This window comes from Rhodobacteraceae bacterium M385, assembly GCA_025141835.1.
Lineage (GTDB): Bacteria > Pseudomonadota > Alphaproteobacteria > Rhodobacterales > Rhodobacteraceae > Gymnodinialimonas.
Genome location: CP081102.1, coordinates 1119651 through 1145491 on the forward strand (window position 1 = coordinate 1119651; position 25841 = coordinate 1145491).

Genomic DNA, 25841 nt, shown 5'->3' on the forward strand with positions numbered 1-25841 from the left:
CCGCAAAATGCACTCACTTGCACGTGACCTATTCCAATTCTTGCGCGATCGTGAAATATAATTGCGCAAACAACTAGGGCTGCGGTTCATCTGAAAATCGCGCATGCAGGGAACGACGACCAATGCCGCAAACTAAACTGGATGAGATCGACCGGAAGATTCTGGCCGAACTGCAAGGCGACGGTCGCATGACGAATGTGGAGCTGGCAAAGCGCGTCGGCATCTCTGCGCCGCCCTGCCTGCGTCGGGTGCGCACCTTGGAAGAAGCGGGCTACATCACCGGCTACCACGCCGAGGTGGACGCTCGCCAACTGGGGTTCGAGGTGCAGGTCTTTGCGATGATCAGCCTCGCGTCGCAGGCCGAATCTGACCTGATAGCGTTTGAAGAGCGTTGCCACGGCTGGCCGCTGGTGCGTGAATGCCACATGTTGAACGGCGACATCGACTTTATCCTCAAATGCGTCGCCCCGGACCTGTCGTCCTTCCAAAGCTTCCTGACCGGAGAGCTGACCTCTGCCCCAAACGTGGCATCCGTGCGCACGTCTTTGGTGATCCGGGGCGCGAAAGACACCCCCGGCGTGCCATTTGACGTGATGGAAGACCGCCTCGCGCAGATCGCCTAAATCGTGGCGCCGCTTGATCTTACCGCCCTCTATCGTGAGGGTTTGGCCGCGCAACAGGCGGGCCAAACCGATGCGGCTTTGGCGCTTTATGACCGTATCCTTGCCGTACAACCCGACATCCCCGAGGTGCTTTTTCAACGCGCTCGTTGCCTTTCGGGTCGTGATCCCAAACAGGCCGAGGCAGGCTTTCGCGCGGCCCTGAAACGCAAACCGAAAGAGGCCGCGATTTGGCAAGGTCTGCACGGCGTCCTGCGGGGCGGGGCGCGGGTGAAGCTGGAAAAAGAAGCGCAGCGCGCCAAGATCCCACTGGGGTCCGAGGTTGACGCCCGCCCGATCCTGCAAGCCCTCAAGGCGGGCCGTGCAGAACAGGCCGAGGCCGCTGCCATCGCCCTGAACAAACGCGCGCCCGTGGCGTTCTGGCCGGTCTATCTGCTGGGGGAGGCGCGGCTTGCGCTGTCAAAACCCGCCGTCGCCGCGCTGGAGGCTGCGACAACCCGTGATCCATCCCACGCGCCCGCGCGGCTCGCTCTTGCCCGCGCTTACGGGGCGGAGGGGCGTCCAGCCCAGGCCGAAGCCACTCTGGCGGGTCTGTCCACGCCCGAGGCCACCGTCGCCCGCGCGCGCCTTTTCCGTGACACCGGACGGCCGGAAGATGCCGTCGCCGCGCTGGAAGGTGCTGCGTCCAAGACCATGCGCGGGGCGACAGAGCTGGCCTTATCCTTGGCGCAAACCGGGCAGGGCGACCGCGCGCTTGAGGCTGCCAAAGTGGCGATCAAAGCTGGTGCCGCGCGGGTGCCTTTGTTGCGCTCGACCGCGACGGGATTAGAGGAATCTGGCGACATCCAAGGGGCCGAGGCGGTGCTGGACCACGCGCTGACCTCCCCCACTGACGCGCTGCTGACCCACCGGGCGCAATTGCACCAATCCGCGGGCGATTTCTCGGCTGCCGAGGCCGGGCTATCAGCGGCCATCACCGCCAATCCCACCAGCGGAGAGGCCTTTCGCGCCTATATGAACGGGCGCAAGATCACCGCCGATGACCCGATGTTGCCGCTTCTGGAAACGGCCTTGGCGCGTGCGGACCTCAAACCCTACGACCGGGCCTCCCTGCATTTTGCTGCCGCCAAAGCGCGGGGGGATATGGGTGAACACGACGCCGTTTTCCCGCATCTCGATGTGGCCAACCGATTGATGTCAAAGGCTTATCCGTACAACTTTGACGCCGATCTGGCCGAGGCGCGGCGGCTGGTAGCCGAGTGGAACACCCTCAAGGACTTGCCCGCCAACGGCCCCGCTGATCCGGTGGTTTTCGTCACCGGTCTGCCGCGCTCTGGCACGACGTTGATCGAGACCATCCTTGCGGCCCACCCCGATGTGGTCGCGGGCGGCGAGATGCCCTTCCTCACCCGTGCGCTTTCCCCCGTGTTGGAGGCACTGCGCCATGATACGCTGTCGCCCGAGGTGCTGGCCACCGCCGGTACGCGCTACCTTGCGGGCGCACAGCGCCGGACCGGGGGGGCGCGGGTGATCGCGGACAAGGCAATCGCCACGTTCTCCCGCATTGGGCACGCCGCGCGGGCGCTTCCGGGTGCTCATTTCGTGCTGGTCAAACGCGATCATCGCGACACCGGACTGTCGCTATATCGCAATATGTTCCCCGAAGGCACTCACCGCTACGCCTATGATTTGCAGGCGATGGGCCAGTACATGCGCTTGCATGATGCCGTGGTTGCGTTCTGGCAAAAGGCGCTGCCCGACCGGGTCCATGTGGTGGAATATGAGGCGCTTACCGCTGATCCCGAGCCCCAGATCCGCGCGTTGCTTGCTGGGGTCGATCTGCCTTGGAACGATGCCTGCCTTGCCCCCGAGGCGTCGGGGCGGCGCATCCAGACCCTCAGTTTCGCGCAGGCCCGTCAACCGATTGGCACCGCCGCCGTTGCGGGCTGGCGCCGCCATGAGACGGCATTGCAGCCGTTGATCCAAGCTTTGGAGCAAAGCTATCAGGTCGCGCCTTAACCGGCGCTGACCCCGTTCATGAAACGAGAGAAGGGCGGCCATTCTGGCTGCCCTTCCGTGCAATCCCACGAAGTGCAGCCATTCTAGCTGCGCCCGTGGTAGCTATATTATTTTTTGGGGCCTCGGGGTCGTTTATCCGGGGTCTTACCGCTTATTCAGCGGCGGTCAGTAGTTGCGGCTTCTCCGCACGCCGTACAGCACGCACTTTGCGCGACCACGGCAATTCCACCTGCTCTTTTTTCGCTTCGTTCAAGACCGTTTTCATCCAGCGACGCGTTTTCATATTCCTGATCCTTTTGCCGAGCGCTCAGTTTCGAGCTGCGTTTGTTCCGTTGCAGATAATCTGGCTCGGGTTTGGGTCACTTATGGGGCGAAATCTCTAACAGGCGATGAATCATCGGGGAAATTTTGGGGCGGGGAATGCGGCACAAAAGCGTTGTTTCATTAGGCTTGTTCGCCAAAGTATTTCAAATTGTGCTCAACTTGGGGCAGGTCGCGCCGTGATTGTGTCCAATTCGGAACCAATCGCGGTGCTGTTTCCGGCCCGAATCCCAGAATCGGACTGGTCCGCCCGCGCTACAGACGAATCGAGGCGATCAGCCGTCCGTAGTCCGCCTCACCCCGGTGGGTCGTGCGGCGGTAAGAATAGAACCGGGCGGGGTCGGAATAGGTGCAATGGCCGGTCCACTCGGCCTCGGCCACGCCAGCGGCACGCAGGCGAAACAGGCCAAAGCCCACCAGATCGAACTGATACTTGCCGTCCACACCGTTCACGAAAAAGCGCCCATAGTCCGGGTCTTCATCCATGAAGCGTTCCAGAAACTCTTGGCCCACCTCATAGGCGCCTTGGCTGATCGACGGGCCGATTACCGCCTTCACACGGGCGCGGTCGGCGCCCAAACCTTCCATCTTCTCCAGCGTCGCTTCCAGCACGCCGTCCACCGCGCCCTTCCAGCCCGCGTGGGCCGCGCCGATGACGCCCGCTTTCGTGTCGGCAAAAAGCACAGGCTGGCAATCGGCGGTCAGGATGGTCAGCGCCACCCCCGGCGTTGCGGTCACCAGTGCGTCGGCCTTGGGTTTGTCGTCCAGATCGGCCTCAACGGCTGTGGCAGAATGCACCTGATGCACGCCCGCCAGTGCCTTCACCCCCATTGCCTCGGCCACGCGGGCGCGGTTCACGGCGACCACGTCCGCCTGATCGGATGATCCTGTGCCGCAGTTCAACCCTTCATACACCCCGGTCGAAGCGCCCCCTTCGCGGGTGAAAAACCCGTGGGTCACGCCGTCCAATAGGGGGGAGGTCAGGGGCGATAGGGTCATCAACAAAGCTCCGGCGTTAGTCGAGGGCAGGGGGCGGGGGCGCGCCCTTGGGGGTCAGCGCCAGCACCTTGAACAGCGTCCCCATTTCGTCGGGGTGCGTCAAGCGTCGGTGCGCGGCGATCAGGGCGTCAAGCGCGGGTCCGTCCAGCTTGTTGGCCAGGGCCTGAGCCCGCACCGTGATGCCCAGACGTTCCAGAAATACCCCCTGTGTGGTCAGCGGCGCGGCATTGACCCCGGCCTCTTGCGCGATGGGTTCAAACGCCACATGAGCGGTCAGGTCCGCCTCTCCGGGGGTGGCCAGCGGGTCGGCATAGGCGTGGTTTTCCAGCGCTTGAAAGGTGTCGCCCCGGCTTTGCCAATCGCCGTAATCCACGATCAGCGCCGCGCCGCCCTGGGCCACGCGGCGGCCGATTTCCCCCGCTATCGCTTGGGCGGGGGCGCAAGTTTCCACGATCATGCCGGGGGTAAAGCCCTCTCGGACCTCCAGCGGGGCGGGGGGAGCGAGGCCCCAGATCAACGCGCCATCTGCCGTGCCCACCTGTCGTTCCTGCCAATCGCCCGCGTCGTTCATCTGGAACTGGCGAATGGGCAACGCGTCAAAGAATTCGTTTGCGATCAACAGCATCGGGCCTTCCGGCACGTCGCCCAGATTGTCATGAAACGTCGGCTCGTAGCCTTCCAGCGTTTGTTCTTGCGCCGCGCGCAGCACCGGAGAGGCCTCTACCAAATGCAGATCAATCGCCGCGTGGAACCCCGGCACGGCCCGTGTCGCCCTTAGCATATCGGCCATCAACGTGCCGCGTCCCGGCCCAAGTTCCACCAGCCGCATCGCGCCACCGCCCTGATCCATCCAGACCTGCGCCAGCCACAGCCCGATCAGCTCTCCGAACATCTGGGAGATCTCGGGCGCGGTGGTGAAATCTCCGCTCTCTCCCAAAGGATCGCGGGTGGCGTAATAGCCGTGATTGGGGTCGTGCAGACACTCGGCCATGTAGTCGGCCAAGGACATTGGCCCCATGCGGGTGATCCGCGCGATCATGCGTTCTTTAAGCGACACGTTTTGCCCTCAGGATTAACCAAAAGCCCACCAGCACCATGGGGATCGTCAGGATCTGCCCCATGGTCAGACCCACCTCGGGCGATAGGGCCAGCGCGTAGCCGATTGGGTTGTCGGGGCCCACGAATTGCGCGTCGGGCTGGCGGAAGAACTCCACCAGATAGCGCGACGCGCCGTAGATCAGCAGGAACATGCCCGTGATCGCGCCGGGGCGTTTCAGCCACCCGGCCTTGAAGGCCAGCGTCAGCACGACCGCCAGCAGCAACGCGCCCTCCAGTGCCGCCTCATAAAGCTGCGAGGGATGGCGCGCGCAGACCGTCGCCCCCAGATAATTCACCAAACCTTCTGGCCCCGCGCAATCCTGTGCCGCCGCACCCGGAAAGATCACCGCCCATGGCGCGTCCGAGGCGCGGCCCCACAGCTCTGCGTTCACGAAATTCGCCAATCGCCCGAACAGAAGGCCAAAGCCCACCACCATCGCCATGGCATCGGCCACCTGCAACGGCGGTGCTTTGTTGATCCGGCAGAAGATTGCCGCCGCGATCGTCACCCCCAAAAGCCCGCCGTGAAACGACATGCCGCCCTGCCAGACCTGTAGGATCAGGCCGGGATTTTCCAGGTAGAAGCCCGGTTGATAGAAGGCGACGTAGCCAAGCCGCCCGCCCAGGATCACGCCGATGACGACCGCCGTCAGCAGACCCTCTACCTTCTCGGGCAGCATCGGAGGCGTGTTGTGGGGCCATAACTCGGGCCGCTTGCACGCGCGCATGATGACCCACCAGCCAAGCCCCAACCCCGCCAGATAGGCCAAAGCGTACCACCGTAGCGCGAAGGTGAAGCTGCCGAGCGATATCTCGAACAACTCGGGCGAGAGCGGCGGGAAAGGAATGGCGTGCATATGAAGGGGCCTCGCGGTCACATTTTCCCCCTTGGGTGGGGGGCCGCTGCGACGTTGTCAACCTTGATACCTGTGCGGCCAACGCCCATATCCGTCCTAACAGAAGTAGGAGCCCGCCGATGCAAACCCGCAATAAAGTAATGGACGACCTCAGCCAATTGATGACCAACGCCATGGGCGTGGCCCAAGGTGCCAAGGACGAGGCCGAGACGGCGATGAACGGCATGATGGATCGCTGGTTGGCGAACCGGAACCTTGTGACCCGCGAAGAATTCGACGCCGTCCGCGCGATGGCCCAAAAAGCCCGCGAAGAGAATGAGGTGCTCAAAGCCCGTCTGGACGCGCTGGAAGGCAAGTAACGCCCTCCCCAAGCGAAGTATTTGAAGCCGCCTCTGACCGAGGCGGCTTTTTTCATGGTTGCAGGCAACGGCGCGGCCAAAGCGTCAAACTTTTGCCAATCTGTCGTGAAATCGGTTCGCTATGGACCTCTCGGATATTATTCCCTTCGCTATCGAATTGCCCCTTGGCGTTTATGCCGCCGTGGGTATTGCCATTGTTTGCCTCCTTTTGGGGGGCACGTCGCGGCGTCGGCGACCGCGCTCCAATTCAAGGCAAGTTCTCCGCGCGATCCGTCGCGCCCCGGTGCGCGCGGTGCCAGTGCTCAACCAAGCCGAGCGTGCAGTGCATCGGGCCTTGGCTGATATTGTCCGGCAAAGCGGTTCACATACCCTTTTGGCCCAAGTCTCGATGGGAGAGTTTCTGCGCCTTGATCGAAAGGGGATGCCGCAGTCCAAATGGCAAACCGTTTTCAACGCCTTCAACCCCAAGCGCGTCGATTTCTTGATCGTTGATGCGAATTGGATGGCGTGTTGCGTCATTGAATACCAAGGCTCAGGCCACTATCAGGGCGACGCTCGGGCGCGAGATGCCGTAAAGCGGGCGGTATGTGAACAGGCCGACATCGCGTTTATGGAGGTCGCGAAATCCGGCCTCACAGCGGGTCAGCGGCGCGATTTGCATGACCTGTTGGGGACGATATCGCGGGTTGCGGCGGAGTAGGCGCGCGAAACTTACTCACAATTTGCTCAGCGGTTATGCACATAAATCTGTGGATAACTCACGGACTTGTGGATCATCTTGACAAAATCACAATATCTTGTGGTTAACCGCAGAATTCGCGACTCGCCCCTATTTCCTCAACAAAAATACTTCTTTACAGGGAGTCCTCGAAGGATCACCATATTTCGTAGGGATAGAGGCCGAGCAGCCAAGCCCTAGGAAAGACACCAAGCCGTCGTGGCCAATTAGGTAGGAACTACCAATGGCACGGCGGCTGCCGACCTGAAGGGGTTTGGGGCTATGTCGCACGCTGAACAATACGTCGATTTCGATGAGTTGCACCCCATTGATATTGTGGAAACTTTGGCCGCCCATCACGCATGGGACTTCGACCGCATCGCGGACGATCAGATCGCGATGTCGATCGAAGGGCAGTGGCGCAGTTACTCGATCACCTTGGCGTGGTCCTCTTACGACGAAACGCTGCGGATGATCTGCACCTTCGATATGGAGCCGCCCGAAGGCACCATGCCGAAACTCTACGAGGCGATGAACCTTGTGAACGATCGCTGTTGGGCGGGCGCGTTTACCTATTGGGCCTCGCAAAAACTAATGGTTTACCGCTACGGCCTTGTGTTGGCGGGCGAGCAATTGGCCTCGGCCGATCAGATCGCTTGCATGGTGGAGGCCGCCGTTGTGGCCTCGGAGCGCTATTACCCCGCGTTCCAATTGGCGCTGTGGTCCGACAACACGCCCGAGCAGGCGATGGAAGTCGCAATCGCCGAAACCTACGGCCGCGCCTAGGCTTAACGGCGTGCCCGCCACGCTCTGGCCGCACAGGCGGAACGTTTAAGCAACACTTCCCGCGCGCGTCACCCGCGCCCCTTTTCCTGCCCTTTGGACACTGGCATTCTAGGCGCTGTTACAGGCACCCATTTGGTGCCTTGGGGGATGCGTTTAATGGATATCACACAGATTAACAGCCGTGGGCTGGTGATGCTTGGCTGTGGCAAAATGGGCTCTGCGATGTTGCAGGGTTGGCTGGCGGAGGGTCTGTCGGCCGAGGCTGTCCACATCATCGATCCTAATCCGTCCGAGTGGCTGCAAGGCACGGGCGTCTCGATCAACGGGGATTTGCCAGAAAGCCCCGCGGTTTTGATGATCGCGGTGAAGCCTCAGATGATGCAGGAAGCCTTGCCGCAAGTGGCGCGGTTTGGCGGCGGCGAGACGCTGATTTTGTCGGTGGCGGCGGGCACGACCATTCAGGTTTATGAGCAAGCCTTCGGGGCGGGCACGCGGGTCGTCCGCTCCATGCCGAACACGCCCGCTGCGGTGGGCAAGGGCATCACGGCAATTGTGGGTAATTCTGAAACGACGCCGGACGACCTGGATATGGCCGAAGCCATGCTGCTGGCCATCGGGCAGGTGGTGCGTTTGACGAGCGAGAGCCAGATTGATGCGGTCACGGGGATTTCGGGCTCTGGGCCTGCATATATCTTCTACATGATTGATACGCTCGCCGCTGCCGCCCGCGCCGAAGGTCTGCCGGCGGAACTGGCGATGCAATTGGCGAAAGCCACCGTTGCAGGCGCTGGGGCCTTGGCAGAGCAAGCCGCTGAAACACCCGAACAATTACGGATCAATGTGACATCTCCCAATGGCACGACCCAGGCCGGGCTCGAGGTGTTGATGGGCGAAGGCGGCTTGGCCCCTTTGATACGCAAAACCGTAGCCGCCGCGACCCATCGGTCGCGCGAATTGCGCAAGTGAGCGACCCGATGAGCGAGATCAGCTTTGACGACTTCATGGCCGTCGATATCCGCGTCGGCACCATCATCCGTGCCGAAGATTTCCCCGAAGCGCGCAAACCCGCGATCAAGCTTTGGGTCGATTTCGGGGCCGAGATTGGCGAGAAGAAATCTTCGGCCCAGATCACGGCTCACTACACGCCGGAAAGCCTTGTGGGCAAACAGGTCATGGGGGTGGTGAACTTTCCTCCGCGCCAGATCGGGCCGGTACGCTCGGAAGTGCTGATCCTTGGTCTCCATGACGCGGACGGCGGCATTGTGTTGGTGGGGCCGGACCAAGCCGTCTCGAATGGAGAGCGCCTTTGCTGAGCCTACTGATTTCCCGCCGCTTGCCTGAAAGCGTCATGGCCGACGCGCAAGCACGGTTTGACGTGACCTGCCGGACGACGACGCAACCGATGGATCACGCCGAATGCGTGGCGGCGCTGCGCGATTACGACTTGATCCTGCCAAGCCTTGGGGATGCCTTTCAGGCCCCCGCTTTTGAGGCCGCCGGAACGCCCCGCGCCAAGGTGCTGGCGAATTTCGGGGTGGGCTATAACCATATCGACGTGGATGCCGCGACGGCCGCGGGCGTGGCGGTTTCCAACACGCCGGGCGCGGTGACAGACGCCACCGCCGACATTGCCCTGACGTTGATCCTGATGACGGCACGGCGCGCGGGCGAGGGCGAGCGGATGGTGCGCGCGGGCGCTTGGGACGGGTGGCATCCGGTGCAAATGCTGGGGATGCACTTTAGCGGCAAGACCGTGTGCGTTGTCGGCATGGGGCGCATTGGGCAAGCGATTGCGCGGCGCTGTCACTTTGGGTTCGGTTGCCGGATCGTCTATGTGAACCGGTCTGAAAAGCAGATGGATTTCGCGGCAGAACAAATGCCGATGGCGGATGCCTTGGCGCAGGCCGATGTCGTGGTTCTGGCCACGCCCGGCGGCGCGGAAACGCGGCACCTGATGGGGGCGGCGCAATTTGCGGCGATGCAGCCCCACGCGCTTTTCGTGAATATCTCTCGTGGGGATGTGGTGGATGAGGCTTCGCTGATTGCCGCGCTGGAAGCCGGGGACATCGCGGGCGCGGGCTTGGATGTTTATGAGAACGAGCCATTGGTGCCCGACGCCCTGCGGGCGATGGAAAACGTGACGCTGTTGCCGCATCTGGGCACGGCGGCGTTGGAAGTGCGCGAAGATATGGGCCGTATGGCCTTGGATAACGTGATTGCCGTAGCTGAGGGCCGGGCTGCACCCAACGCCGTTTAACGCGCCCCTCGTCGAGCCCTTTCAGGCTCTCCTCGCAGCTCTCTCAGTTCCCCGCACAGGTGCTGTCCGGGCCGGAGTCGTAGGCCCATCGGGCCATGCAGCCATCCCCACCCAGGGCAGGGCTTTCAGTCCGATCTTAACGGCTCGGTGCATCGCCAATCGCCTCGCGGAAATGTTTGCGGCACAGGCTGATGTAGCGGTCGTTTCCGCCCACCTCGATCTGCGCGCCTTCGGCCACGGCGTCACCATTTTCGTCTACACGGATCACCATGTTGGCTTTCTTGCCACAGTGGCAGATCGTTCGGACCTCTCGCATTTCGTCGGCGAGCGCCAGAAGGGCGGCGGAACCGGGGAAAAGCTCTCCCCTGAAATCGACGCGCAAACCGTAGGCCATGACCGGCACGCCCAGATCATCCACGGCGCGGGCCAGTTGCCAGACCTGTTCACGGGTCATCCATTGGGCCTCGTCGATCAGCACGCAAGCGCAGGGGCCGGTTTCCAGACGCGCCTGGATCTTGTCAAACAAATCATCGTCTTGGGTGTAGGTGTCTGCCTCGGCCTCGATCCCGATGCGCGATCCAATCTTGCCCATTCCCGCGCGATCGTCGAAATTCGCGGTTAACAGATAGGTTCGCATGCCCCGTTCAATATAATTGTAGGAGGCTTGCAACAGCAGGGTCGATTTGCCCGCGTTCATGGTGGAGTAGTTGAAATAAAGCTTGGCCATTCCCGTGGTTTGGCCCAAGTCACGAGCGCTGGCAAGACGTTGACGGTTGACCTGAAAGCGGGTTCTGTTAACGGGACGAAAAGGATTGGACGAGTATGAGTGATACGGACAACATTACGGCGCGTGGATATCTGAAGCGCCACACCGAGCGTTTGATCAAGGATGTAGGCTACGCGGCGGCGTGTGAATTGACCGGGCGGTCCAAGGCGACGTTGGGGCGCTACTTCTCGGAATCCGATGAACATGCCGACCGTTTCATGCCCGTGGATGCCGTGGCCGCGCTTGAGGCCGCGTCGAGCTTTCCCCATGTCACGGCGGCTTTGGCCGAGTTGAACGGGGGGCAGATGTCTTACGGGTCGGACCGCCGCAACGCGGTGCGGGGCGACAATATGGGCAGCGTGAATAACAACGTGATCGCGCTAAGCCAGAAGTTCGCGGTGCTGATGGCCGAGTATCATCAATCCATCGAGGACGGCGTAATCTCGGTGAATGAGACCCGGCGTTTGCTGGAAGAAACGCTGGAACTTCAAAAGGTTCTGGTAGAGATGAAGCTGCGCCTAGAGGCCGACAGCCGCGCCTGATCGCGCTACTCCGGCGGGGCGGCCTGCACGACCCGCGACCAATGCTTGTCCAGCGAAAAGGCCCATTCTTCGGGGTGTGCCTTAACCAACCTTTCCAGCTCAGAAACCCAGGCTTGCGTGGCTTCCTGCACGTCGCCCGTGGGCACAGTGGCCTCCCCCAGGATCAAGGAAATGCCGCCGCCCGCGTCTTGGGTCACCATGGCCGGAACCAGCGGCGCGCCCGCCTTGGCGGCAAAGCGTGTGGGCCAGCCGCCGTAACCCACGGGCTGGCCAAACGCCTCGACCCGGACCACGTCTTTTTCCTTGTCGTAGGCGGTTTGCGGCGCTTCCTGAATGCGGTCCACCGTGCCGACCACGATCTTTCCGGCCTTCAACGCTTTCAGGATGCTGCGCGCCACCTTGGCCGGTTCCTCGTTGCGGGCGTCCAGAAAATCACCATCGACCTGAGCATAAAGCGCCTTCTGCGCTTCGGCCCGGTTGGCGTTTCGGGTCAGGCTGACGACGGCCAGAATGTCGTAGGACTGCGCTAAACAGCGCGTCATGGCGAGAGAGGCGTGCAGATGCGGCAGCGCCAGAAAGAGGCCGCCATGGGCCAGATAGGCGTCGAGCCGCTCCTTGTCGGGAATGGTTAACGCCCCGTTGAGCGTCGTGCCGAAACCGTGGCGCACCTGTTCCGTCATATCGGTGCCGGCGATGAATTTGCGCACGAAGCCGCGGAACATTCTGGCGGGGGATGTTCGGCCTGCGTGGCGGGCCAGCGCCTTCATCGTGGGGCGCACAAGGTTGCCGGGAAGCGCGTAGGCGACCCATAAAATGCCGCCGAAAACGCCGTAAGCCGCGCGCCGGATCGGGGCCGGACGACGGGCGATCCAGCCTGACACTTTGTCATAAACCGCGAAGGTCCGATCTTTGGTGGTCGAGAAGCCCATGACGCCCCTTTAGCCCGCGGCTGCGACCTTCTGCAAGATCACCGAACCCACCGAATAGCCCGCCCCGAACGAACAGATCAGGCCCGTGTCGCCCGCTTCCATGTCTTTGGAATATTTAGCGAAAGCGATGATCGATCCGGCAGAAGAGGTGTTGGCGTAATCTTGCAGAATATTGGGCTGCTCGCCGTCCTCCGGCACCCGGCCCAGAACCTTTTTGCCGATGTAATCATTCATCGTTTTGTTGGCCTGATGCAGCCATAACCGCTTCAGATCATCTGCGGCGACGCCTTCGGCCTCCATATGCTCGGCGATATGTTTCGAGACCATCGGTAACACTTCCTTAAACACTTTGCGCCCATTCTGCATGAACTGCATGTCGCGACGGTCTTCCATCTGGCCTTCGCGGGTGCGGCGCAGGAAGCCGTTATTGTTGCGGATGTTGTTGGAAAACTCGGTGGCGCAGCGGGTGGACTTGATGGCGAAGTAGCTGCCGGTGGCAAGGTCGGACCGCTCGATCAGCACGGCGGTGGCCACATCGCCGAAGATGAAGTGACAATCGCGGTCGCGCCATTCCAGATGGGCGGAGCATATCTCGGGGTTCACCACCAGCGCCCGTTTGATGGAGCCTGAGCGGATCATATCGGCGGCGGCCTGTATCCCAAACGTGGCCGAGGAACAGGCGACGTTCATGTCGAAGCCGAAGCCGCCGGTGCCCAGAAGCTGTTGAATTTCAATCGCAATCGCGGGGTAGGCGCGTTCGTGGTTAGAGGCGGCGCAGATCACCAGATCCACATCTGCCGCCGCAACGCCCGCCATATCCAGCGCCTTCTGGCAGGCATCTACGCCCATTTCCGCCATTGCGCCGGGTGCATCATCTTCGCGCGCGGGCAGCCAAGGGTGCATAACCTCCGGATCTAGAAGGCCAGACTTATCAAGTACATAGCGGCTCTCGATGCCCGAGGCTGCAAGAATGAAGTCGCTGGAGGAATGGGCCATCGCGGTGACGTCGCCCGAAGCAATGGCATCGGCGTTTTGCGCGTTCCAACGGTCGGCGTAGGCGTTGAAGGCCACGACGAGTTCGTCATTGGAAATGCTTAACTCCGGGGTGAAAACCCCTGACCCTGTGATGGCTGGCTCAAACATGTCGCTCTCCCGATCCGGTCTGTTTTCTTGGCCCCTAAGGTGCCGCGTCGTCAAGGTTTACGCGGGGGCGTGGCAGACGGCTTCGATGTTGTTGCCGTCAAGGTCCAGCACGAACGCGCCGTAGTAATCAGGGTGATAATGGGGCCGCAGGCCGGGTGGGCCGTTGCAGGTGCCGCCCGCCGCAAGGGCGGCTTTGTGGAACGCATCGACCTGCGCGCGCGATTGCGCGGTGAAGGCGAAATGCAGGGGCGGGACCTGCGCGGGGCCTTGGTTGATCCAGAATTGCGGGCGGTCTTGGCCGAACCCGCCGACCTCGACGCCGCCGGTATGCTCGGCCGGGACGGTAAATAGATAGGACGATCCAAGGGGTGCGAGGGCGGCGGAATAGAACGCCTTGGCGGCGGCGAAATCCGAAGTGCTGATGCCGGAATGGTCAATCATTGCGGTCCCTTACCTATGCTGGTCAATCAAGATGACATTGCCATCGGGATCACGGGTGACGAAGCTGGCCGGACCATCACCGCCGCCTAGTTCCTGCTCGATCGGATGCCCGGCGTCGGCGACGATCTGCTTGATCGCGCGGACATCGTCGAAGTCATCCACAGGCTGCGCGTTCTGATCCCAACCGGGGTTGAAGGTCAGCATGTTGCCTTCAAACATGCCTTGAAACAGGCCGATCAACGTCTCGCCGTTTTTCATAATCAGGTAGCCGTGGTTCGCGTCGCCGCCCATAGGCGAAAACCCGAGGGTCTCGTAAAACGCTTGTGAAGCGGCTAAATCTTTCACCGATAGGGATACGGAAAATGCTCCGATTTTCATGGCTTATCTCCTATTGTAATAGTTTCAGGTTACGGGAAACGGGGCGTGGTGCAACGGGGAAGCCCGCCTATGGGGCCGCGCTGCGGTTGACTTGAGGCCCGGAATAGCCACCTTGAGCGCCAAATATTCAGAAGGTTGAGCAGCATGGCCTCCCCTCCCAGACCTCCCGGCCCGTTTGCCGGGTTCGAGTTCCTGATCGCATGGCGCTATTTGCGCGCGCGGCGCACCGATGGGGGCGTGTCCGCGATGACGTGGATCAGCTTCATCGGCATCGCCTTGGCGGTGATGGCTTTGATCGCCACGCTGTCGGTGCGGGCCGGGTTCCGGCACGAATTCGTCGGCACGATTCTGGGAGCGAACCCCCATGTGGCGGTCTATGACATCGCGGAAATGACCGATGCGGGGCGGCTGGAACGGTCCTTGGAAGACTACGACGCGGTGGCCGAAGCGGTGCGCGGCGTAGACGGCGTCACCCATGCGGCGGCGGTCGTGCGGGGGCAGGTCCTCTCAAGCTATCGGGGGCGCAATTCTGCCGTGGAAGTCATCGGCATCGCGCCCGAGGATTTGGCGCTGATCCCCTTGGTGGCAGAGCCGGAATACCGCCAAGGATTGCTGAGCAATTTCGGCGAGGAAACCCAGATCACCCCAGAGGTGGAGGGCGCTTTGCCGATGCCCGGCGGGCCGGGGATTGCCATCGGGTCGGGCGTGGCAAGGGAGTTGGGGGCCAATGTGGGCGACCGCATTCGCCTGATCTCGCCCGACGGGGCGCGCACGCCGTTTGGGACCTCTCCACGAGTCAGCACCTATGAGGTCGTTTACATTTTCCAAGTGGGCCGTTGGGACATTGACCGCACGCGGGTCTATCTGCCGTTCGAGGAAGCGCAGACCTACTTCAACCGTGATGGCGTGGCCGATGAGGTGCAGGTGACCGTGGCCGAGCCAGAGCAGATTTCGCAATACGTCTTGCCGCTGTTGCAAGCGGGCGGGGATATTCAGATTTGGACGTGGGAGGACAGCTCGGGCGCGTTTCTGAGGGCGTTGCAGATGGAGGACAATATCATGTTCATCATCCTCTCGATCCTGGTGCTGATTGCGACGATGAACATCGTGTCGGGCTTGATTATGTTGGTGAAAAACAAGTCCCGAGACATCGGCATTTTGCGCACCATCGGGTTGAGCGAGGGAAGCATCCTGCGGGTGTTCTTCATCTGCGGATCAGCCATTGGCGTGGCGGGAACCATCGCGGGCGTGGCGCTGGGTTGCGCCTTTGCGATCTGGATCGACCCGATTTTCAGCTTCGTGAACTACGTGGCAGGCGGCGGCGTTTGGGACCCGTCGGTGCGCATGATCTCGGCCTTGCCTGCACGGTTGGAGGGCGGCGACGTGCTGACCGCCATGGCGCTGTCGCTGGGGTTGAGCTTTGTGGTGACGATCTTTCCGGCGCGCAGAGCGGCCCGGATGAACCCGGTGGAGGCGCTGCGTTATGAGTGATGGTGTGAGCGCTCCGGCGTTGATCCTGGATGGGATCGAGAAGGCGTATAACCACGGTAAACCCAATGAGATAAACGTGCTACGCGGCGCCTCGGCCCGGATTGAGCGCGGAGAGATCGTGGGGCTTATCGCGCCATCGGGGGCGGGGAAATCCACGCTTCTGCAAATCGCAGGGCTGCTCGATAGCGCCGATGCGGGACGGGTTGAAATTGGCGGGCAGGTGGTCACCGGCGCGTCGGACCGGGCGCGGACAACGGCGCGGCGCGGGCAGGTGGGGTTTGTGTATCAGTTCCACCATCTGTTGCCGGAGTTCTCGGCGGTGGAAAACATCGTGCTGCCGCAGTTGGCCCACGGGGTGAACGGCGCGGAGGCGGAGGCGAGGGCCCTGGATTTGCTGACGCGCGTCGGCATGGGCGCGCGGGCGGGCCACCGCCCGGGAGAACTATCGGGCGGGGAGCAGCAGCGCGTCGCGTTTTGTCGATCCTTGGCCAATGCGCCCGCGTTGATGCTGGCCGATGAGCCGACGGGAAATCTGGACCCGGCGACCTCGGACACGGTGTTTGACGTGTTGATGGACCTCGTGCGGGGCACGGGGCTTTCGGCGTTGATTGCGACCCACAACCACGAGTTGGCCGGGCGCATGGACCGGGTCTTGCGGCTGGAAGATGGAATTCTCGTTCCTGCGTGAGGTGGGATTAAGTGATTTTTATGCGCGGCTGATGCCGCGTGGGGGGCGCTGCCCCCACCCTGATTTTGCAGGCAAAAACAGGGCTCCCCCGGGATATTTCAAGAACGAGGAAGGGGCCCGGTCGCGCGCGTTGGCGGCGGGGTGTTTGAGGCTGCTCGGGGTGGTATCTGCGCCCGGTAGTTGGGGTGGGCTGGGGTAAGCGGCGCCGCTTGGAGACGGCAGGAGTAACCTTTCGGCGTTACCCGAAAGGCAGATCAAAGCGCGTTGGTCTGGGCCGGTATCACCTGCGCCCAATGAGGGGGCGGTCTGGGGTGACGCGGCCGATGCCTGTGCAGTTGCGCAGGGCTGAGGAGCCCCATGCGGTGATAGCTATCGGAAGGATGTATAGGGTGGTTTGGCCGGGTGTTGCGCGAAACGGCGCAGGTGCGCGCGGTGGGTCAGGGCGCGGCTTGGGCAAAGAGGGAGAGGATGGCGTCAATGGAGGGCGCGCGGCGGTCCGCCGATTCCATCAGCACTTCGTGCTCGCCACCGTCGATGCTGAGGTAACTGCCGTTGGGCCAGCTGGCCATGCGCGTTTTGACGGCGTCGATATCGACGACCCTCTCTCCGGTGCCGACGATGGAGAGCGTGGGCAGGTCCAGTGCGGGCATTGCCATCAGGGCCGAGGTTTCCTGAATTGCGGCCTTCACCCACGTGAGGGAGGGGCCACCCAAAGCCAGATCGGGGTGGGTATCGGTTTGACGGGACATATAGTCAAACTGGTCACGGTCGGTCGTTAGCGTATTGTTTTCAAACACCAATGGCGCCCAAGGGCCTGTCGTCGGCGCGAAGGTTTTGCCAAAGCCCAAGGGGCCGGAGAGGGCCATGATCGCGGGCGACAGGGTTTTGAGCAGGGGCGACATTTGCAGGCCCCACATCGGCCCGGTGAAGGCCGCAGCCGAAACGGGGAGGCCATCGTAGAGGGCGCGAAGGCCGATGCAGCCGCCCATGGAGTGGCCGATCAGGAACCAAGGTTGCGGCAGGTCCATGGGCGCGAGCGCTTCCAGGAAGGCGGCGACGTCCTGGCGGTATTCGTCAAAGCTGAGCACATGGCCCATGTCACGGCGATGGGCGGGGCGGTCGGCCAGGCCCTGGCCGCGCCAATCGAAGGCGACCATGCCGTAGCCCTGAGCCGCTAAGTCACTGGCAAGTCGGCCATATTTCTCAATATACTCGGTGCGGCCCGGAAACATCAGAACCGTGCCGCGGGTGCCTTGGGGCCAAACGCCCATGCGCAACCGTGTGCCGTCACGCGCCGTCACCCACCACGCTTTCACGCCTGCGGGCCCTTCGGCCACGGCGTCGAAGAACGGCGCCTCGGAAGGGGGGGGCGTTTGGGTGGGGACGGGCATGTCGCGCATTAGCTTAACGCGGAGCCGAGTTTCATGGCGGTGCCCATGTCACCGTCAAGTGTCAGTTTGCCGGACATGAAGGCCGCAGTGGCGTTCAGATCACCGGACATGATGTCTTGGAAAACATCGGCATCGGCGGAGAGGGTGACTTCTGCCTCGTCGCTGTCGTCTGCGGCGCGGACGCTTGTGCCGTCCACGATCAAAGCGCCTTCGCCTTCGATCACGAACTTTGCTGTACTGTCGAAGTCAGCGCCTTCCATCTTGGCGCTCAGGGCCGCGACAGCGGCGTCGATAATTGCATTGCTCATGGAACCTGTCCCCTTGTTTCCCTATCCCTGCACGAAACTGTCAACTTGATCTAGTATTGCCCGCAAGGAATGCTACGTTTTGACCATGACGATTCCGCGACCCATCATCAACGCCGCCGTAGCGGCACTTTTCTGCGGGATTTCCGCAGTTGCGCTGACGCCCTCGATCGGGATGGCGCAATCGACGGCGGATGACTTCCTCGATCGGCTTGCCGACCCGGAGTTGCGCAATTGGGATGTGGTGGAGGCTGACCTGTATGAGCGCTGGCAATTGTCCGGCTCGGCCAGCGCGGATTACTTGCTGCGCCGGGGCCTGGCCGCGATGGAGGCCGAGGATTACGCCGCCGCCTACGATCATCTGACCGCACTGACCGACCATGCGCCGGAATTTGCCGAAGGGTGGAACGCCCGCGCCACGATGTTCTTTGAGCAACAGATGTTTGGCCCGGCCATTGCCGATATCCAGCGTGTCTTGGCGCTGGAGCCGCGCCATTTCGGAGCGCTGACCGGTCTTGGCGTCATGTTGCAGGACATGGGCAATATCGACGGGGCGCTGGCCGCTTATGAAGCGGCTCATGCGCTTCATCCCAATCAACCCGACATCCAGCGGTTGCTGGACGGGTTGCGAGTGCAGCTTGAAGGCGAGGCGCTGTAACAGGCGCCCGGTCCAGAGGAATTTGACGTGCGCGCTCCATCCCGAATTGCGGCCATCCTTGGCCCGACGAACACTGGCAAAACCCATTATGCGATAGAACGGATGCTGGCCCATCGGACCGGCGTGATCGGTCTGCCGCTGCGACTTTTGGCGCGGGAAGTTTACGATAAGGTCGTGGCGCTGAAGGGGCCATCGGTCGTGGCTTTGGTCACGGGAGAAGAAAGGATCGTGCCACCGCGTGCGGCCTATTGGGTCTGCACCGTGGAGGCGATGCCCACGGGCAACGGCGCGGATTTTCTGGCGATTGATGAGATCCAGCTTTGCGCCGACCCCGAAAGGGGCCATGTCTTTACGGACCGTTTGCTGCACGCGCGTGGCCTGCACGAGACCCTGTTTATGGGCGCGGGCACCATGCGAGATGCCATCGCGGAGCTGGTCCCCCATTGCGAATTCATGCATCGGGAACGTTTTTCACAGCTTGTGTATGCAGGTTCTAAAAAGATAAGTCGAATGCCCGGGCGCTCGGCCATTGTGGGGTTTTCGGTTGAAAATCTATATGCCACGGCAGAGCTTTTGCGCCGCCAGAAGGGCGGGGCCGCGGTTGTGATGGGGGCGTTATCCCCAAGGACGCGCAACGCGCAGGTGGAGTTATATCAGAACGGCGACGTGGATGTTTTGGTGGCGACCGATGCGATCGGGATGGGCCTGAACCTTGATATCAAACATGTCGCGTTCAGTGGGTTACGCAAGTTTGATGGCCGCAAGATGCGGGAGCTTTGGCCGAATGAGCTTGCCCAGATCGCGGGCCGGGCAGGGCGGCACACCCAAGACGGCAGCTTTGGGGTGACGGGCGAAGCGCCGCCGCTGGATGACGGTCTGGCCGACGCAATCATGAACCACCGTTTCGCGCCTGTGCGCAAACTGATGTGGCGCAATTCTGACCTCGAATTCGGCAGCGCCGAGCGCTTGGTGGCTAGTCTTGAACAGCGCACCGATGACGACTGGCTGACCCGCGCGCGGGAGGCGGACGACGTTCAAGCGCTCAAGACCCTGATCGCAAGGCCCGACATTGCGCAACGTCTGGGCGACGCGCGCGCTGTGAAACTGTTGTGGGATGTCTGCAATATCCCCGATTTCCGGGGCATCAGCCACGCCGAGCACGCCGATCTTCTGGGCCGGATATTCGAGTTTCTGCACGACAAGCGCCGCGTCCCCGACGATTGGCTGGCCCGTCAGGTGAAGCGGATTGACCGCCCCGAGGGGGACATCGATACCCTGTCGAAACGTCTGGCATATATCCGCACATGGACCTATGTGGCGCAGCGCACGGGGTGGGTTGACGATGAAAGCCATTGGCGCGGGGCGACTCGTGCCGTAGAAGACCGCCTGTCGGATGCGTTACACAACGCGCTGACGCTTAGATTTGTCGATCGGCGGACGAGTGTGCTCCTCCGGCGATTGAAGCAGAGGGAGAGCCTTGTGGCCGAAGTGAACGAGAATGGTGAAGTCAGCGTCGAGGGCCAAGTCCTTGGCCGTATTGAGGGCTTCCGCTTCCGCATGGATGAAACCGCTACCGCCGATGAGGCGAAGACGCTGCAAAGCGCTGCGATGGCGGCCCTGCGGCCCGAGTTCCATCTGCGGGCCGACCGCATGTATAATGCGCCGGACACCGAATTTGACCTGACCGAGCAAGGTGGCCTGATGTGGGGCGACATGGCGGTGGGTAAGCTGGTGAAAGGGGCCGAGGCCCTGAAACCTGTGGCCGAGGCTTTCGTTGACGAAGACGCCGGCGCCGAGGTTGTGCAAAAGGTCCAGCGCCGCTTGCAGCATTTCATCGACCGTCGCATTGCGGCACAGTTCGAGCCGCTTCTGGCGATGTCGCGCGATGAGGCCGTGACCGGCCTTGCCCGCGGCGTCGCGTTCCAACTTCTGGAAGGGTTCGGTATCGTACCGCGCGGAGAGATTGCCGACGATATCAAAGCGTTGGATCAGGAATCCCGCAGCCTCCTGCGCAAGCATGGCGTGCGTTTTGGCCAATACACGATCTTCCTGCCGCTTCTGTTGAAGCCCGCGCCGACCCGGTTGCGCTTGGTTCTTTGGGGTCTGTCGCAAGATTTCGATATGTTCCCCGACAGCCCGCCTCCGGGCTTGGTGACGATCCCCACGGTGCCCGATGCGCCCAAGGGCCACGCCACGATGGCAGGCTATTTCGAGGCCGGCAGCCGCGCGATCCGTGTGGATATGCTGGAGCGTCTGGCCGATATGCTACGCACCGAAAACAGCCGTGCCGGGTTTGAAGCCAATCCCGATATGCTCTCGATTTCGGGGCTGACGTTGGAACAATTCGCCGACCTGATGGGCGGTTTGGGCTATAAGGGTGAACGCGCGGAGCGCGCCAAGGTGAAAGCCGCGCCAGCGGCGGAGGCCAAACCCGCTGAGGAGGCGTCAGCCGAGGAAGCGCCTGCGACAACAGGGGCTGAGAGCGAGCCTGCGGCGACGCACGCGCCCGAAACGATGGATGAGGATCTTGCCAGCGATCTTGGTGGCGTTGAAGCGCCAACGGGCCTCGAAGAGGCAGAGAAGCCAGACCAAGCGCCAGCCGAAACGCCTGCCGAGATGGAAGTATACTACACCTTCACTTGGGCCCCCCGTGGGCGCGGTAACGCCCGCCCCCGTCGGAATGACGGCGAGCAGGGTGGTCGTTCGGAAGGTGGGCAAGGCAAGCGCAACGACCGGGGCGGCAAGCGTCCCTCTGGCAAAGGCGCGCCGGGCAAGCATCGTGGCCAAGGCAAGGGCGGCAATCGTCCGCCGCGCGAAGACAAGCCCAAGACCTATTCGGCCCGTCCCGAGAAATCCAACAAGGTGGACCCCGATAACCCCTTCGCGGTTCTTGCAGCGTTGAAAGACAAGTCATAACCGAGGCGGCCCAAAACGGCCCCGCGCCGAAAGACCGCTTGGACAAATGGCTGTGGCAGGCCCGGTTCTTCAAGACCCGGAGCCTTGCCGCCCGCCAAGTCTCGGACGGGCATGTGCGGGTGAACACGGCCAAGGTTACTAAAACCTCGACCCAGGTGACGCCGGGCGATGTGCTGACCTTTGCCCAGGGTCGCCAAATCCGCATCGTGAAAATCGAGGCGTTGGCCAAGCGACGCGGTCCCGCCACCGAAGCGCAGACACTTTATACGGATATGACTCCAGAGGCCGAGCCGATCGCCCCGCGCGTCGGTCCCCGACCCACCAAGAAAGACCGCCGCGATATGGATGCTTTCCGCGACGAAGACCCTTAAGACACCTTGGAAAGCGCCGCAAAACGCCATAGCTAGCGCCACATTTTTGTGAAGTGGCATCCCGCCGCGTTGCATCCCCTTGACCTCTGCCTTAGCAGACCCGCAGTTAACGCCGACCTAACCGCCGAAAGCCCGCCCATGACCTATATCGTCAACGATGCCTGCATCGCCTGCAAATACACCGACTGCGTCGAAGTCTGCCCGGTGGATTGCTTCTATGAGGGCGAGAATATGCTGGTGATCCACCCCGACGAATGCATCGACTGCGGCGTCTGCGAACCCGAGTGCCCCGCCGACGCGATCCGCCCCGATACAGAGCCGGACATGGACAAATGGGTGGAGTTCAACCGCAAGTATTCCGAGATGTGGCCGGTCATCATCACCAAGAAAGACCAATTGCCCAACGCCGAAGAGATGGACGGCAAGCCCGGCAAGATGGAGCTGTTCTCGGAGAAACCCGGAGAGGGCGGCTAAGCCCCGATTCGCTCGATTCAGCGATGGGTGAGGGTCGCTGACCTTCGCCCGAACCCCCAGATTTTTAAGGGCTTTACGGGCGCTGCACCGCGGCACGCTTTAAATGTGGCCCGATTCGTGCTATATTCCTTGAAGGAAGAGATGTGACTGACCGCCGACGCAGGCCAGAATGGCTGCGTTTATATCAGCCGACCGAAACATTGCTCTGACGGAAAGCGCCGATTTTCACCGATCGAGCGTTCCGCCAGATTTTTTGACGACTGCCCTAGCCCGATTGGGTCAAGGCTCCCCAGCCCGCAAGGGCCTTGAGTAAGGAATATCGCATGACAAAAGCCCGCAAAACGCTCGACTTCAGCCCTAACGATTACGTCGTCTATCCCGCCCATGGCGTGGGCCAGATCATCAAGATCGAAGAGCAAGAAGTCGCCGGGCTTAATCTGGAACTGTTCGTGATCTCGTTCGAGAAGGACAAGATGACCCTGCGCGTTCCCACCGCCAAGGCCACCGAAGTGGGCATGCGCCCGTTGTCGGACCCTGCGGTTGTGTCCAAAGCGCTGGAAACCCTGAAGGGGAAGGCCCGCGTGAAGCGCGCGATGTGGTCGCGCCGGGCGCAGGAATACGAGCAGAAGATCAACTCGGGCGATCTGATCGCCATTGCCGAAGTGGTGCGCGACTTGCACCGCGCCGACGATCAGCGCGAGCAAAGCTATTCCGAGCGTCAGCTTTATGAAGCCGCGCTGGAGCGTTTGACCCGCGAATTGGCTGTCGTGAAGGGCATCGACGAAGCGGGCGCTGGCGCACAATTGGTCGACGTTCTGTCCAAGCGCGTCGCCGCCGCCTGATCGCGAAACGTCATTGGGGGTGGGCGGAAGACCGCTCAAATCCAAGGGGTTAAGGCCTGACTACGGAAAACCTGACCCGTCGCGACCTCGCGGCGGGTTTTTCTTTGTGGTATTGGAACCTATGACGGACGCATTGCGTTAACATCGGGATGGGTTCCAAATCTGGGAACCACCCTCTCTTTGAAAGGAAGACCCCTTATGAAAAAGTTCATCGCCCCCGTGCTTCTGGTCGCTGCAACTGCAATCACCGCTTGCCAGCCGCTGTCCCCACAGGACCGTTCCAACCTTGGCCTCGTCGGCGGCGCAGGCGCGGGCCTTCTGGTTGCATCTGCGTTTGATGCCAACCCTGCCTGGACCGTTGGTGCGACCCTTGCCGGTGCCGCAATCGGTACGCAGGTTGCACGTAACACACAGACCGGTCAGTGCGCCTATTCCAACGGCGACGGCACATACTACGTCGCGCCTTGCTGATCTGAGCGCTTAGCTCAACAGCGCGACGCAGGCCATCAGGGCGGCAAGCTCTGCCAGAACCTGCGTCGCGCCCAACACATCCCCGGTTTGTCCGCCGATTTTTCTGTGGGCAACCCAAGCCACGATGCCCGTCGCGCAAGCCGCAGCCCATCCGGCGACGATGCCTGCGATAAATCCCGTGGCGATGATTGCCACCCCCAGAGCGCATACCCCCCCGAGCCATACCGCCCCCATGGGAGGCCGTCCCACATGGGCCGCCAAGCCGCCTTCGCGGGCAAAGGGCAGGCGTGCCATGACCAGCGCCATGGCGGCGCGGCTCAGCATTGCTCCGGCAACTAATGCCAAAGGGGCCACCGCCAGCAGGGCCGCGAATAGCGCCCATCGCAGACCAATCGCCACGATGAGCGCCAAGACCCCGTAGGCCCCGATACGACTGTCCTTCAATATGTCGAGCCGCCGGTCCCGGGTCATCCCGCCCCAAAACCCATCGGCGCAATCGGCCAAGCCATCCTCGTGCAACCCGCCGATCAACAGCATCCCGGTCGCTATCGCCAGCCCCGCTGCAACGCTTGCCGGTAGGCCGATGGCCAGGGCGACGATCCCCACCACTACTTGCACCAAAGCCACCATGGCCCCCACCAATGGCCAGGCCCAAGCGGCCTCGGCCGCGCGCGTGCCATCGCCGCCGGGCACGGGCACACGGGTCAGCAGCTGCGCCGCTCGGATCACATCGCGCGGCTCGAATGTCAGGGGGGCAGGGACCGTGTCGGTTTTTGGCATGAATTGGACCTTTCTGCCGCAGGGCGCGGGCGGCGTAATCCGCTACATATCAACCCGACACTGCCACGCAAGAGAGCCGATTGATGACATCCCCTACCACACTTGCCGAATTCCACGCGGCCCTCGCCGCCGCCACTGGCCCCGACACGGCCGCCCTCGCTGCCGCGCAGGAGCGCAACGGTCAGCTCACCAAGCCCCCCGGCGCTCTCGGACGGCTGGAGGATCTTGCGCTTTGGTACGCGTCATGGCGCGGAGACGCCCGCCCGCAGATCTCCGCGCCGCAAGTGCTTGTCTTCGCCGGCAACCACGGCGTGGCGGCCCGTGGCGTCAGTGCCTTCCCCCCTGAGGTCACGGTGCAAATGGTCGCCAACTTCGCCCATGGCGGCGCGGCGATTAACCAACTCTCCGCCCTGGCCGGGGCAACAATGTCCGTTCACCCGATTGACCTCGACACCCCCACCGCCGACTTCACCCAAGGCCCCGCCATGTCCGAGGCCGAGGTGATGGTCGCCATCAACACCGGTTGGAATGCCGTTGATTCCGCCTCAGATCTTCTTGTCGTCGGCGAAATGGGCATCGGTAACACCACTTCTGCCGCCGCCATCGCCCATGCGCTTTTTGGTGGCGCGCCCGAGGATTGGACAGGCCGAGGCACCGGCGTTGACGATGCAGGCGTCGCCCTGAAGTCCAAAGTGGTGGCCGAAGGCCTCAGCGCAAACCCTCAGGCCGCCAATGATCCCCTGCAAGCCCTGCGCTGCTTGGGGGGGCGCGAAGTGGCCGCTATGGCGGGCGCCATCGCCCATGCCCGCATCCTGCATATCCCAGTCATTCTTGATGGTTTCATCTGCACCGCCGCCGCCGCGACGCTGGCCCAAGCCGTGCCCGGTGCGCTTGATCACGCCGTCTCAGGCCATGGCTCCGCGGAACAGGCGCATGGTACCATGCTCAAACACCTCAACAAAGCGCCCCTGCTCAACTTGGACCTCCGCCTCGGCGAAGGCTCCGGCGCGGCGCTTGCCATCCAAATCCTGCGCGGCGCCATTGCCTGCCATTCCGGCATGGCCACCTTCGCCGAGGCTGGCGTGGCCGGGGGCTAACCCCGCCCCCCAATCTTCTCAGAGGGCCACGCGGCCTCCCCTTCATCTTGGCAAATACAACTCAATCCCGCCCCCGCCACAGGCACCGTCGGGATTGAGTCACGCATCTTACCGCTTCCCCACA

General features: G+C 62.3%; 29 protein-coding genes. 18 read left to right on the forward strand and 11 right to left on the reverse strand.

Annotation, left to right across the window (positions count from 1 at the left end):
* The first annotated feature begins 122 nt into the window (after window positions 1–122).
* Together K3728_05480 and K3728_05485 are read left to right on the forward strand one after the other, a co-directional pair.
* Window positions 123–623 (forward strand): Lrp/AsnC family transcriptional regulator, encoded by a 501-nt coding sequence (locus K3728_05480; protein ID UWQ96683.1) that lies wholly within the window; start codon window positions 123–125, stop codon window positions 621–623.
* Window positions 624–626: 3 nt separating this feature from the next.
* Window positions 627–2639, forward strand: coding sequence for a sulfotransferase (locus K3728_05485; protein ID UWQ96684.1), 2013 nt, complete (start codon window positions 627–629; stop codon window positions 2637–2639).
* Between the two features lie 576 nt (window positions 2640–3215).
* Here the strand turns inward: K3728_05485 and pgeF are convergent.
* From pgeF to lgt, 3 genes are read right to left on the reverse strand one after another with little or no spacing between them, the layout of a single operon-like run.
* Window positions 3216–3959 carry a peptidoglycan editing factor PgeF gene (gene pgeF / locus K3728_05490; protein ID UWQ96685.1) on the reverse strand — a complete coding sequence of 248 codons (744 nt, stop codon included), beginning with the start codon at window positions 3957–3959 and terminating at the stop codon, window positions 3216–3218.
* 16 nt (window positions 3960–3975) lie between these two features.
* Window positions 3976–4998 carry an SAM-dependent methyltransferase gene (locus tag K3728_05495; protein UWQ97459.1) on the reverse strand — a complete coding sequence of 341 codons (1023 nt, stop codon included), beginning with the start codon at window positions 4996–4998 and terminating at the stop codon, window positions 3976–3978.
* A 7-nt stretch (window positions 4999–5005) separates the two neighbouring features.
* Window positions 5006–5914 carry a prolipoprotein diacylglyceryl transferase gene (gene lgt, locus K3728_05500; GenBank protein UWQ96686.1) on the reverse strand — a complete coding sequence of 303 codons (909 nt, stop codon included), beginning with the start codon at window positions 5912–5914 and terminating at the stop codon, window positions 5006–5008.
* A 119-nt stretch (window positions 5915–6033) separates the two neighbouring features.
* Here lgt and K3728_05505 point away from each other — a divergent pair, with 119 nt between their 5' ends.
* From K3728_05505 to K3728_05530, 6 genes are all read left to right on the forward strand, one after another.
* Window positions 6034–6273 carry an accessory factor UbiK family protein gene (locus K3728_05505; GenBank protein ID UWQ96687.1) on the forward strand — a complete coding sequence of 80 codons (240 nt, stop codon included), beginning with the start codon at window positions 6034–6036 and terminating at the stop codon, window positions 6271–6273.
* 121 nt (window positions 6274–6394) lie between these two features.
* Complete coding sequence (locus K3728_05510) at window positions 6395–6973, forward strand: DUF2726 domain-containing protein (GenBank protein ID UWQ96688.1); 579 nt, start codon at window positions 6395–6397, stop codon at window positions 6971–6973.
* A gap of 300 nt (window positions 6974–7273) precedes the next feature.
* A complete protein-coding gene (locus K3728_05515; protein ID UWQ96689.1) occupies window positions 7274–7777 on the forward strand; it encodes a YbjN domain-containing protein in 504 nt (167 codons plus the stop codon).
* 156 nt (window positions 7778–7933) lie between these two features.
* Window positions 7934–8743: a pyrroline-5-carboxylate reductase gene (proC, locus tag K3728_05520; protein ID UWQ96690.1), complete on the forward strand. Its 810-nt coding sequence runs from the start codon at window positions 7934–7936 to the stop codon at window positions 8741–8743.
* 8 nt (window positions 8744–8751) lie between these two features.
* Window positions 8752–9090 carry a tRNA-binding protein gene (locus K3728_05525; protein ID UWQ96691.1) on the forward strand — a complete coding sequence of 113 codons (339 nt, stop codon included), beginning with the start codon at window positions 8752–8754 and terminating at the stop codon, window positions 9088–9090.
* On the forward strand, window positions 9084–10034 hold the full coding sequence (locus tag K3728_05530) for a D-glycerate dehydrogenase (protein UWQ96692.1): 951 nt from the start codon (window positions 9084–9086) through the stop codon (window positions 10032–10034). Before K3728_05525 ends, K3728_05530 begins: the two co-directional genes overlap by 7 nt.
* 136 nt (window positions 10035–10170) lie before the next feature.
* On the opposite strand, the gene K3728_05535 is transcribed toward K3728_05530, so the two are convergent.
* Window positions 10171–10761 (reverse strand): thymidine kinase, encoded by a 591-nt coding sequence (locus tag K3728_05535; protein ID UWQ96693.1) that lies wholly within the window; start codon window positions 10759–10761, stop codon window positions 10171–10173.
* A gap of 95 nt (window positions 10762–10856) precedes the next feature.
* On the opposite strand from K3728_05535, the gene K3728_05540 reads away from it, so the two are divergent.
* Entirely contained in the window at window positions 10857–11342 is a 486-nt protein-coding gene (locus tag K3728_05540; GenBank protein UWQ96694.1) for a hypothetical protein, read from the forward strand.
* A 5-nt stretch (window positions 11343–11347) separates the two neighbouring features.
* On the opposite strand, the gene K3728_05545 is transcribed toward K3728_05540, so the two are convergent.
* From K3728_05545 to K3728_05560, 4 genes are read right to left on the reverse strand one after another with little or no spacing between them, the layout of a single operon-like run.
* A complete protein-coding gene (locus K3728_05545) occupies window positions 11348–12271 on the reverse strand; it encodes a hypothetical protein (GenBank protein ID UWQ96695.1) in 924 nt (307 codons plus the stop codon).
* Between the two features lie 9 nt (window positions 12272–12280).
* Entirely contained in the window at window positions 12281–13414 is a 1134-nt protein-coding gene (locus tag K3728_05550) for a beta-ketoacyl-ACP synthase III (protein ID UWQ96696.1), read from the reverse strand.
* Window positions 13415–13471: 57 nt separating this feature from the next.
* A complete protein-coding gene (locus K3728_05555) occupies window positions 13472–13855 on the reverse strand; it encodes a VOC family protein (protein ID UWQ96697.1) in 384 nt (127 codons plus the stop codon).
* A gap of 9 nt (window positions 13856–13864) precedes the next feature.
* On the reverse strand, window positions 13865–14233 hold the full coding sequence (locus K3728_05560) for a VOC family protein (GenBank protein UWQ96698.1): 369 nt from the start codon (window positions 14231–14233) through the stop codon (window positions 13865–13867).
* A gap of 144 nt (window positions 14234–14377) precedes the next feature.
* Between K3728_05560 and K3728_05565 the strand changes: the two genes are divergently transcribed.
* Window positions 14378–15724, forward strand: coding sequence for an ABC transporter permease (locus tag K3728_05565; protein UWQ96699.1), 1347 nt, complete (start codon window positions 14378–14380; stop codon window positions 15722–15724).
* Window positions 15717–16412: an ABC transporter ATP-binding protein gene (locus tag K3728_05570; protein ID UWQ96700.1), complete on the forward strand. Its 696-nt coding sequence runs from the start codon at window positions 15717–15719 to the stop codon at window positions 16410–16412. The genes K3728_05565 and K3728_05570 overlap by 8 nt, the downstream gene beginning before the upstream one ends.
* Before the next feature lie 437 nt (window positions 16413–16849).
* On the opposite strand, the gene K3728_05575 is transcribed toward K3728_05570, so the two are convergent.
* Window positions 16850–17803 (reverse strand): alpha/beta hydrolase, encoded by a 954-nt coding sequence (locus K3728_05575; GenBank protein UWQ96701.1) that lies wholly within the window; start codon window positions 17801–17803, stop codon window positions 16850–16852.
* A gap of 8 nt (window positions 17804–17811) precedes the next feature.
* Window positions 17812–18111 carry an SCP2 sterol-binding domain-containing protein gene (locus K3728_05580; GenBank protein UWQ96702.1) on the reverse strand — a complete coding sequence of 100 codons (300 nt, stop codon included), beginning with the start codon at window positions 18109–18111 and terminating at the stop codon, window positions 17812–17814.
* Between the two features lie 85 nt (window positions 18112–18196).
* On the opposite strand from K3728_05580, the gene K3728_05585 reads away from it, so the two are divergent.
* The 6 genes from K3728_05585 (at window position 18197) to K3728_05610 (ending at window position 23840) form a co-directional block, all read left to right on the forward strand.
* Window positions 18197–18766 (forward strand): hypothetical protein, encoded by a 570-nt coding sequence (locus K3728_05585; GenBank protein UWQ96703.1) that lies wholly within the window; start codon window positions 18197–18199, stop codon window positions 18764–18766.
* Window positions 18767–18793: 27 nt separating this feature from the next.
* Window positions 18794–21682, forward strand: a complete 2889-nt coding sequence (locus K3728_05590) for a disulfide oxidoreductase (protein UWQ96704.1) — start codon at window positions 18794–18796, stop codon at window positions 21680–21682.
* A gap of 38 nt (window positions 21683–21720) precedes the next feature.
* Complete coding sequence (locus K3728_05595; GenBank protein UWQ96705.1) at window positions 21721–22053, forward strand: RNA-binding S4 domain-containing protein; 333 nt, start codon at window positions 21721–21723, stop codon at window positions 22051–22053.
* A gap of 138 nt (window positions 22054–22191) precedes the next feature.
* A complete protein-coding gene (locus K3728_05600; protein ID UWQ96706.1) occupies window positions 22192–22527 on the forward strand; it encodes a ferredoxin family protein in 336 nt (111 codons plus the stop codon).
* 323 nt (window positions 22528–22850) lie between these two features.
* Window positions 22851–23369: a CarD family transcriptional regulator gene (locus K3728_05605; GenBank protein ID UWQ96707.1), complete on the forward strand. Its 519-nt coding sequence runs from the start codon at window positions 22851–22853 to the stop codon at window positions 23367–23369.
* Between the two features lie 198 nt (window positions 23370–23567).
* The gene (locus tag K3728_05610) at window positions 23568–23840 is read left to right on the forward strand and encodes a glycine zipper 2TM domain-containing protein (protein UWQ96708.1); all 273 of its coding nucleotides are present in this window, start codon (window positions 23568–23570) and stop codon (window positions 23838–23840) included.
* A gap of 9 nt (window positions 23841–23849) precedes the next feature.
* Here the strand turns inward: K3728_05610 and K3728_05615 are convergent, their stop codons facing one another.
* Window positions 23850–24620: an adenosylcobinamide-GDP ribazoletransferase gene (locus K3728_05615; protein ID UWQ96709.1), complete on the reverse strand. Its 771-nt coding sequence runs from the start codon at window positions 24618–24620 to the stop codon at window positions 23850–23852.
* Window positions 24621–24703: 83 nt separating this feature from the next.
* Here K3728_05615 and cobT point away from each other — a divergent pair, with 83 nt between their 5' ends.
* Complete coding sequence (gene cobT, locus K3728_05620; protein ID UWQ96710.1) at window positions 24704–25717, forward strand: nicotinate-nucleotide--dimethylbenzimidazole phosphoribosyltransferase; 1014 nt, start codon at window positions 24704–24706, stop codon at window positions 25715–25717.
* Window positions 25718–25841: the final 124 nt, after the last annotated feature.

Bases quoted from the DNA above. Each gene is read 5' to 3' on its own strand.
- lgt (UWQ96686.1), bottom strand. From the start codon at position 5,914: ATGCACGCCATTCCTTTCCCGCCGCTCTCGCCCGAGTTGTTCGAGATA.
- K3728_05480 (UWQ96683.1), top strand. From the start codon at position 123: ATGCCGCAAACTAAACTGGATGAGATCGACCGGAAGATTCTGGCCGAA.
- K3728_05495 (UWQ97459.1), bottom strand. From the start codon at position 4,998: ATGATCGCGCGGATCACCCGCATGGGGCCAATGTCCTTGGCCGACTAC.
- K3728_05565 (UWQ96699.1), top strand. From the start codon at position 14,378: ATGGCCTCCCCTCCCAGACCTCCCGGCCCGTTTGCCGGGTTCGAGTTC.
- K3728_05615 (UWQ96709.1), bottom strand. From the start codon at position 24,620: ATGCCAAAAACCGACACGGTCCCTGCCCCCCTGACATTCGAGCCGCGC.
- K3728_05560 (UWQ96698.1), bottom strand. From the start codon at position 14,233: ATGAAAATCGGAGCATTTTCCGTATCCCTATCGGTGAAAGATTTAGCC.
- K3728_05510 (UWQ96688.1), top strand. From the start codon at position 6,395: ATGGACCTCTCGGATATTATTCCCTTCGCTATCGAATTGCCCCTTGGC.
- K3728_05610 (UWQ96708.1), top strand. From the start codon at position 23,568: ATGAAAAAGTTCATCGCCCCCGTGCTTCTGGTCGCTGCAACTGCAATC.
- K3728_05550 (UWQ96696.1), bottom strand. From the start codon at position 13,414: ATGTTTGAGCCAGCCATCACAGGGTCAGGGGTTTTCACCCCGGAGTTA.
- K3728_05575 (UWQ96701.1), bottom strand. From the start codon at position 17,803: ATGCCCGTCCCCACCCAAACGCCCCCCCCTTCCGAGGCGCCGTTCTTC.
- K3728_05585 (UWQ96703.1), top strand. From the start codon at position 18,197: ATGACGATTCCGCGACCCATCATCAACGCCGCCGTAGCGGCACTTTTC.
- K3728_05600 (UWQ96706.1), top strand. From the start codon at position 22,192: ATGACCTATATCGTCAACGATGCCTGCATCGCCTGCAAATACACCGAC.
- K3728_05580 (UWQ96702.1), bottom strand. From the start codon at position 18,111: ATGAGCAATGCAATTATCGACGCCGCTGTCGCGGCCCTGAGCGCCAAG.
- K3728_05535 (UWQ96693.1), bottom strand. From the start codon at position 10,761: ATGGCCAAGCTTTATTTCAACTACTCCACCATGAACGCGGGCAAATCG.
- K3728_05525 (UWQ96691.1), top strand. From the start codon at position 8,752: ATGAGCGAGATCAGCTTTGACGACTTCATGGCCGTCGATATCCGCGTC.
- K3728_05540 (UWQ96694.1), top strand. From the start codon at position 10,857: ATGAGTGATACGGACAACATTACGGCGCGTGGATATCTGAAGCGCCAC.
- proC (UWQ96690.1), top strand. From the start codon at position 7,934: ATGGATATCACACAGATTAACAGCCGTGGGCTGGTGATGCTTGGCTGT.
- K3728_05605 (UWQ96707.1), top strand. From the start codon at position 22,851: ATGACAAAAGCCCGCAAAACGCTCGACTTCAGCCCTAACGATTACGTC.
- K3728_05570 (UWQ96700.1), top strand. From the start codon at position 15,717: ATGAGTGATGGTGTGAGCGCTCCGGCGTTGATCCTGGATGGGATCGAG.
- K3728_05555 (UWQ96697.1), bottom strand. From the start codon at position 13,855: ATGATTGACCATTCCGGCATCAGCACTTCGGATTTCGCCGCCGCCAAG.
- K3728_05515 (UWQ96689.1), top strand. From the start codon at position 7,274: ATGTCGCACGCTGAACAATACGTCGATTTCGATGAGTTGCACCCCATT.
- cobT (UWQ96710.1), top strand. From the start codon at position 24,704: ATGACATCCCCTACCACACTTGCCGAATTCCACGCGGCCCTCGCCGCC.
- pgeF (UWQ96685.1), bottom strand. From the start codon at position 3,959: ATGACCCTATCGCCCCTGACCTCCCCCCTATTGGACGGCGTGACCCAC.
- K3728_05545 (UWQ96695.1), bottom strand. From the start codon at position 12,271: ATGGGCTTCTCGACCACCAAAGATCGGACCTTCGCGGTTTATGACAAA.
- K3728_05505 (UWQ96687.1), top strand. From the start codon at position 6,034: ATGCAAACCCGCAATAAAGTAATGGACGACCTCAGCCAATTGATGACC.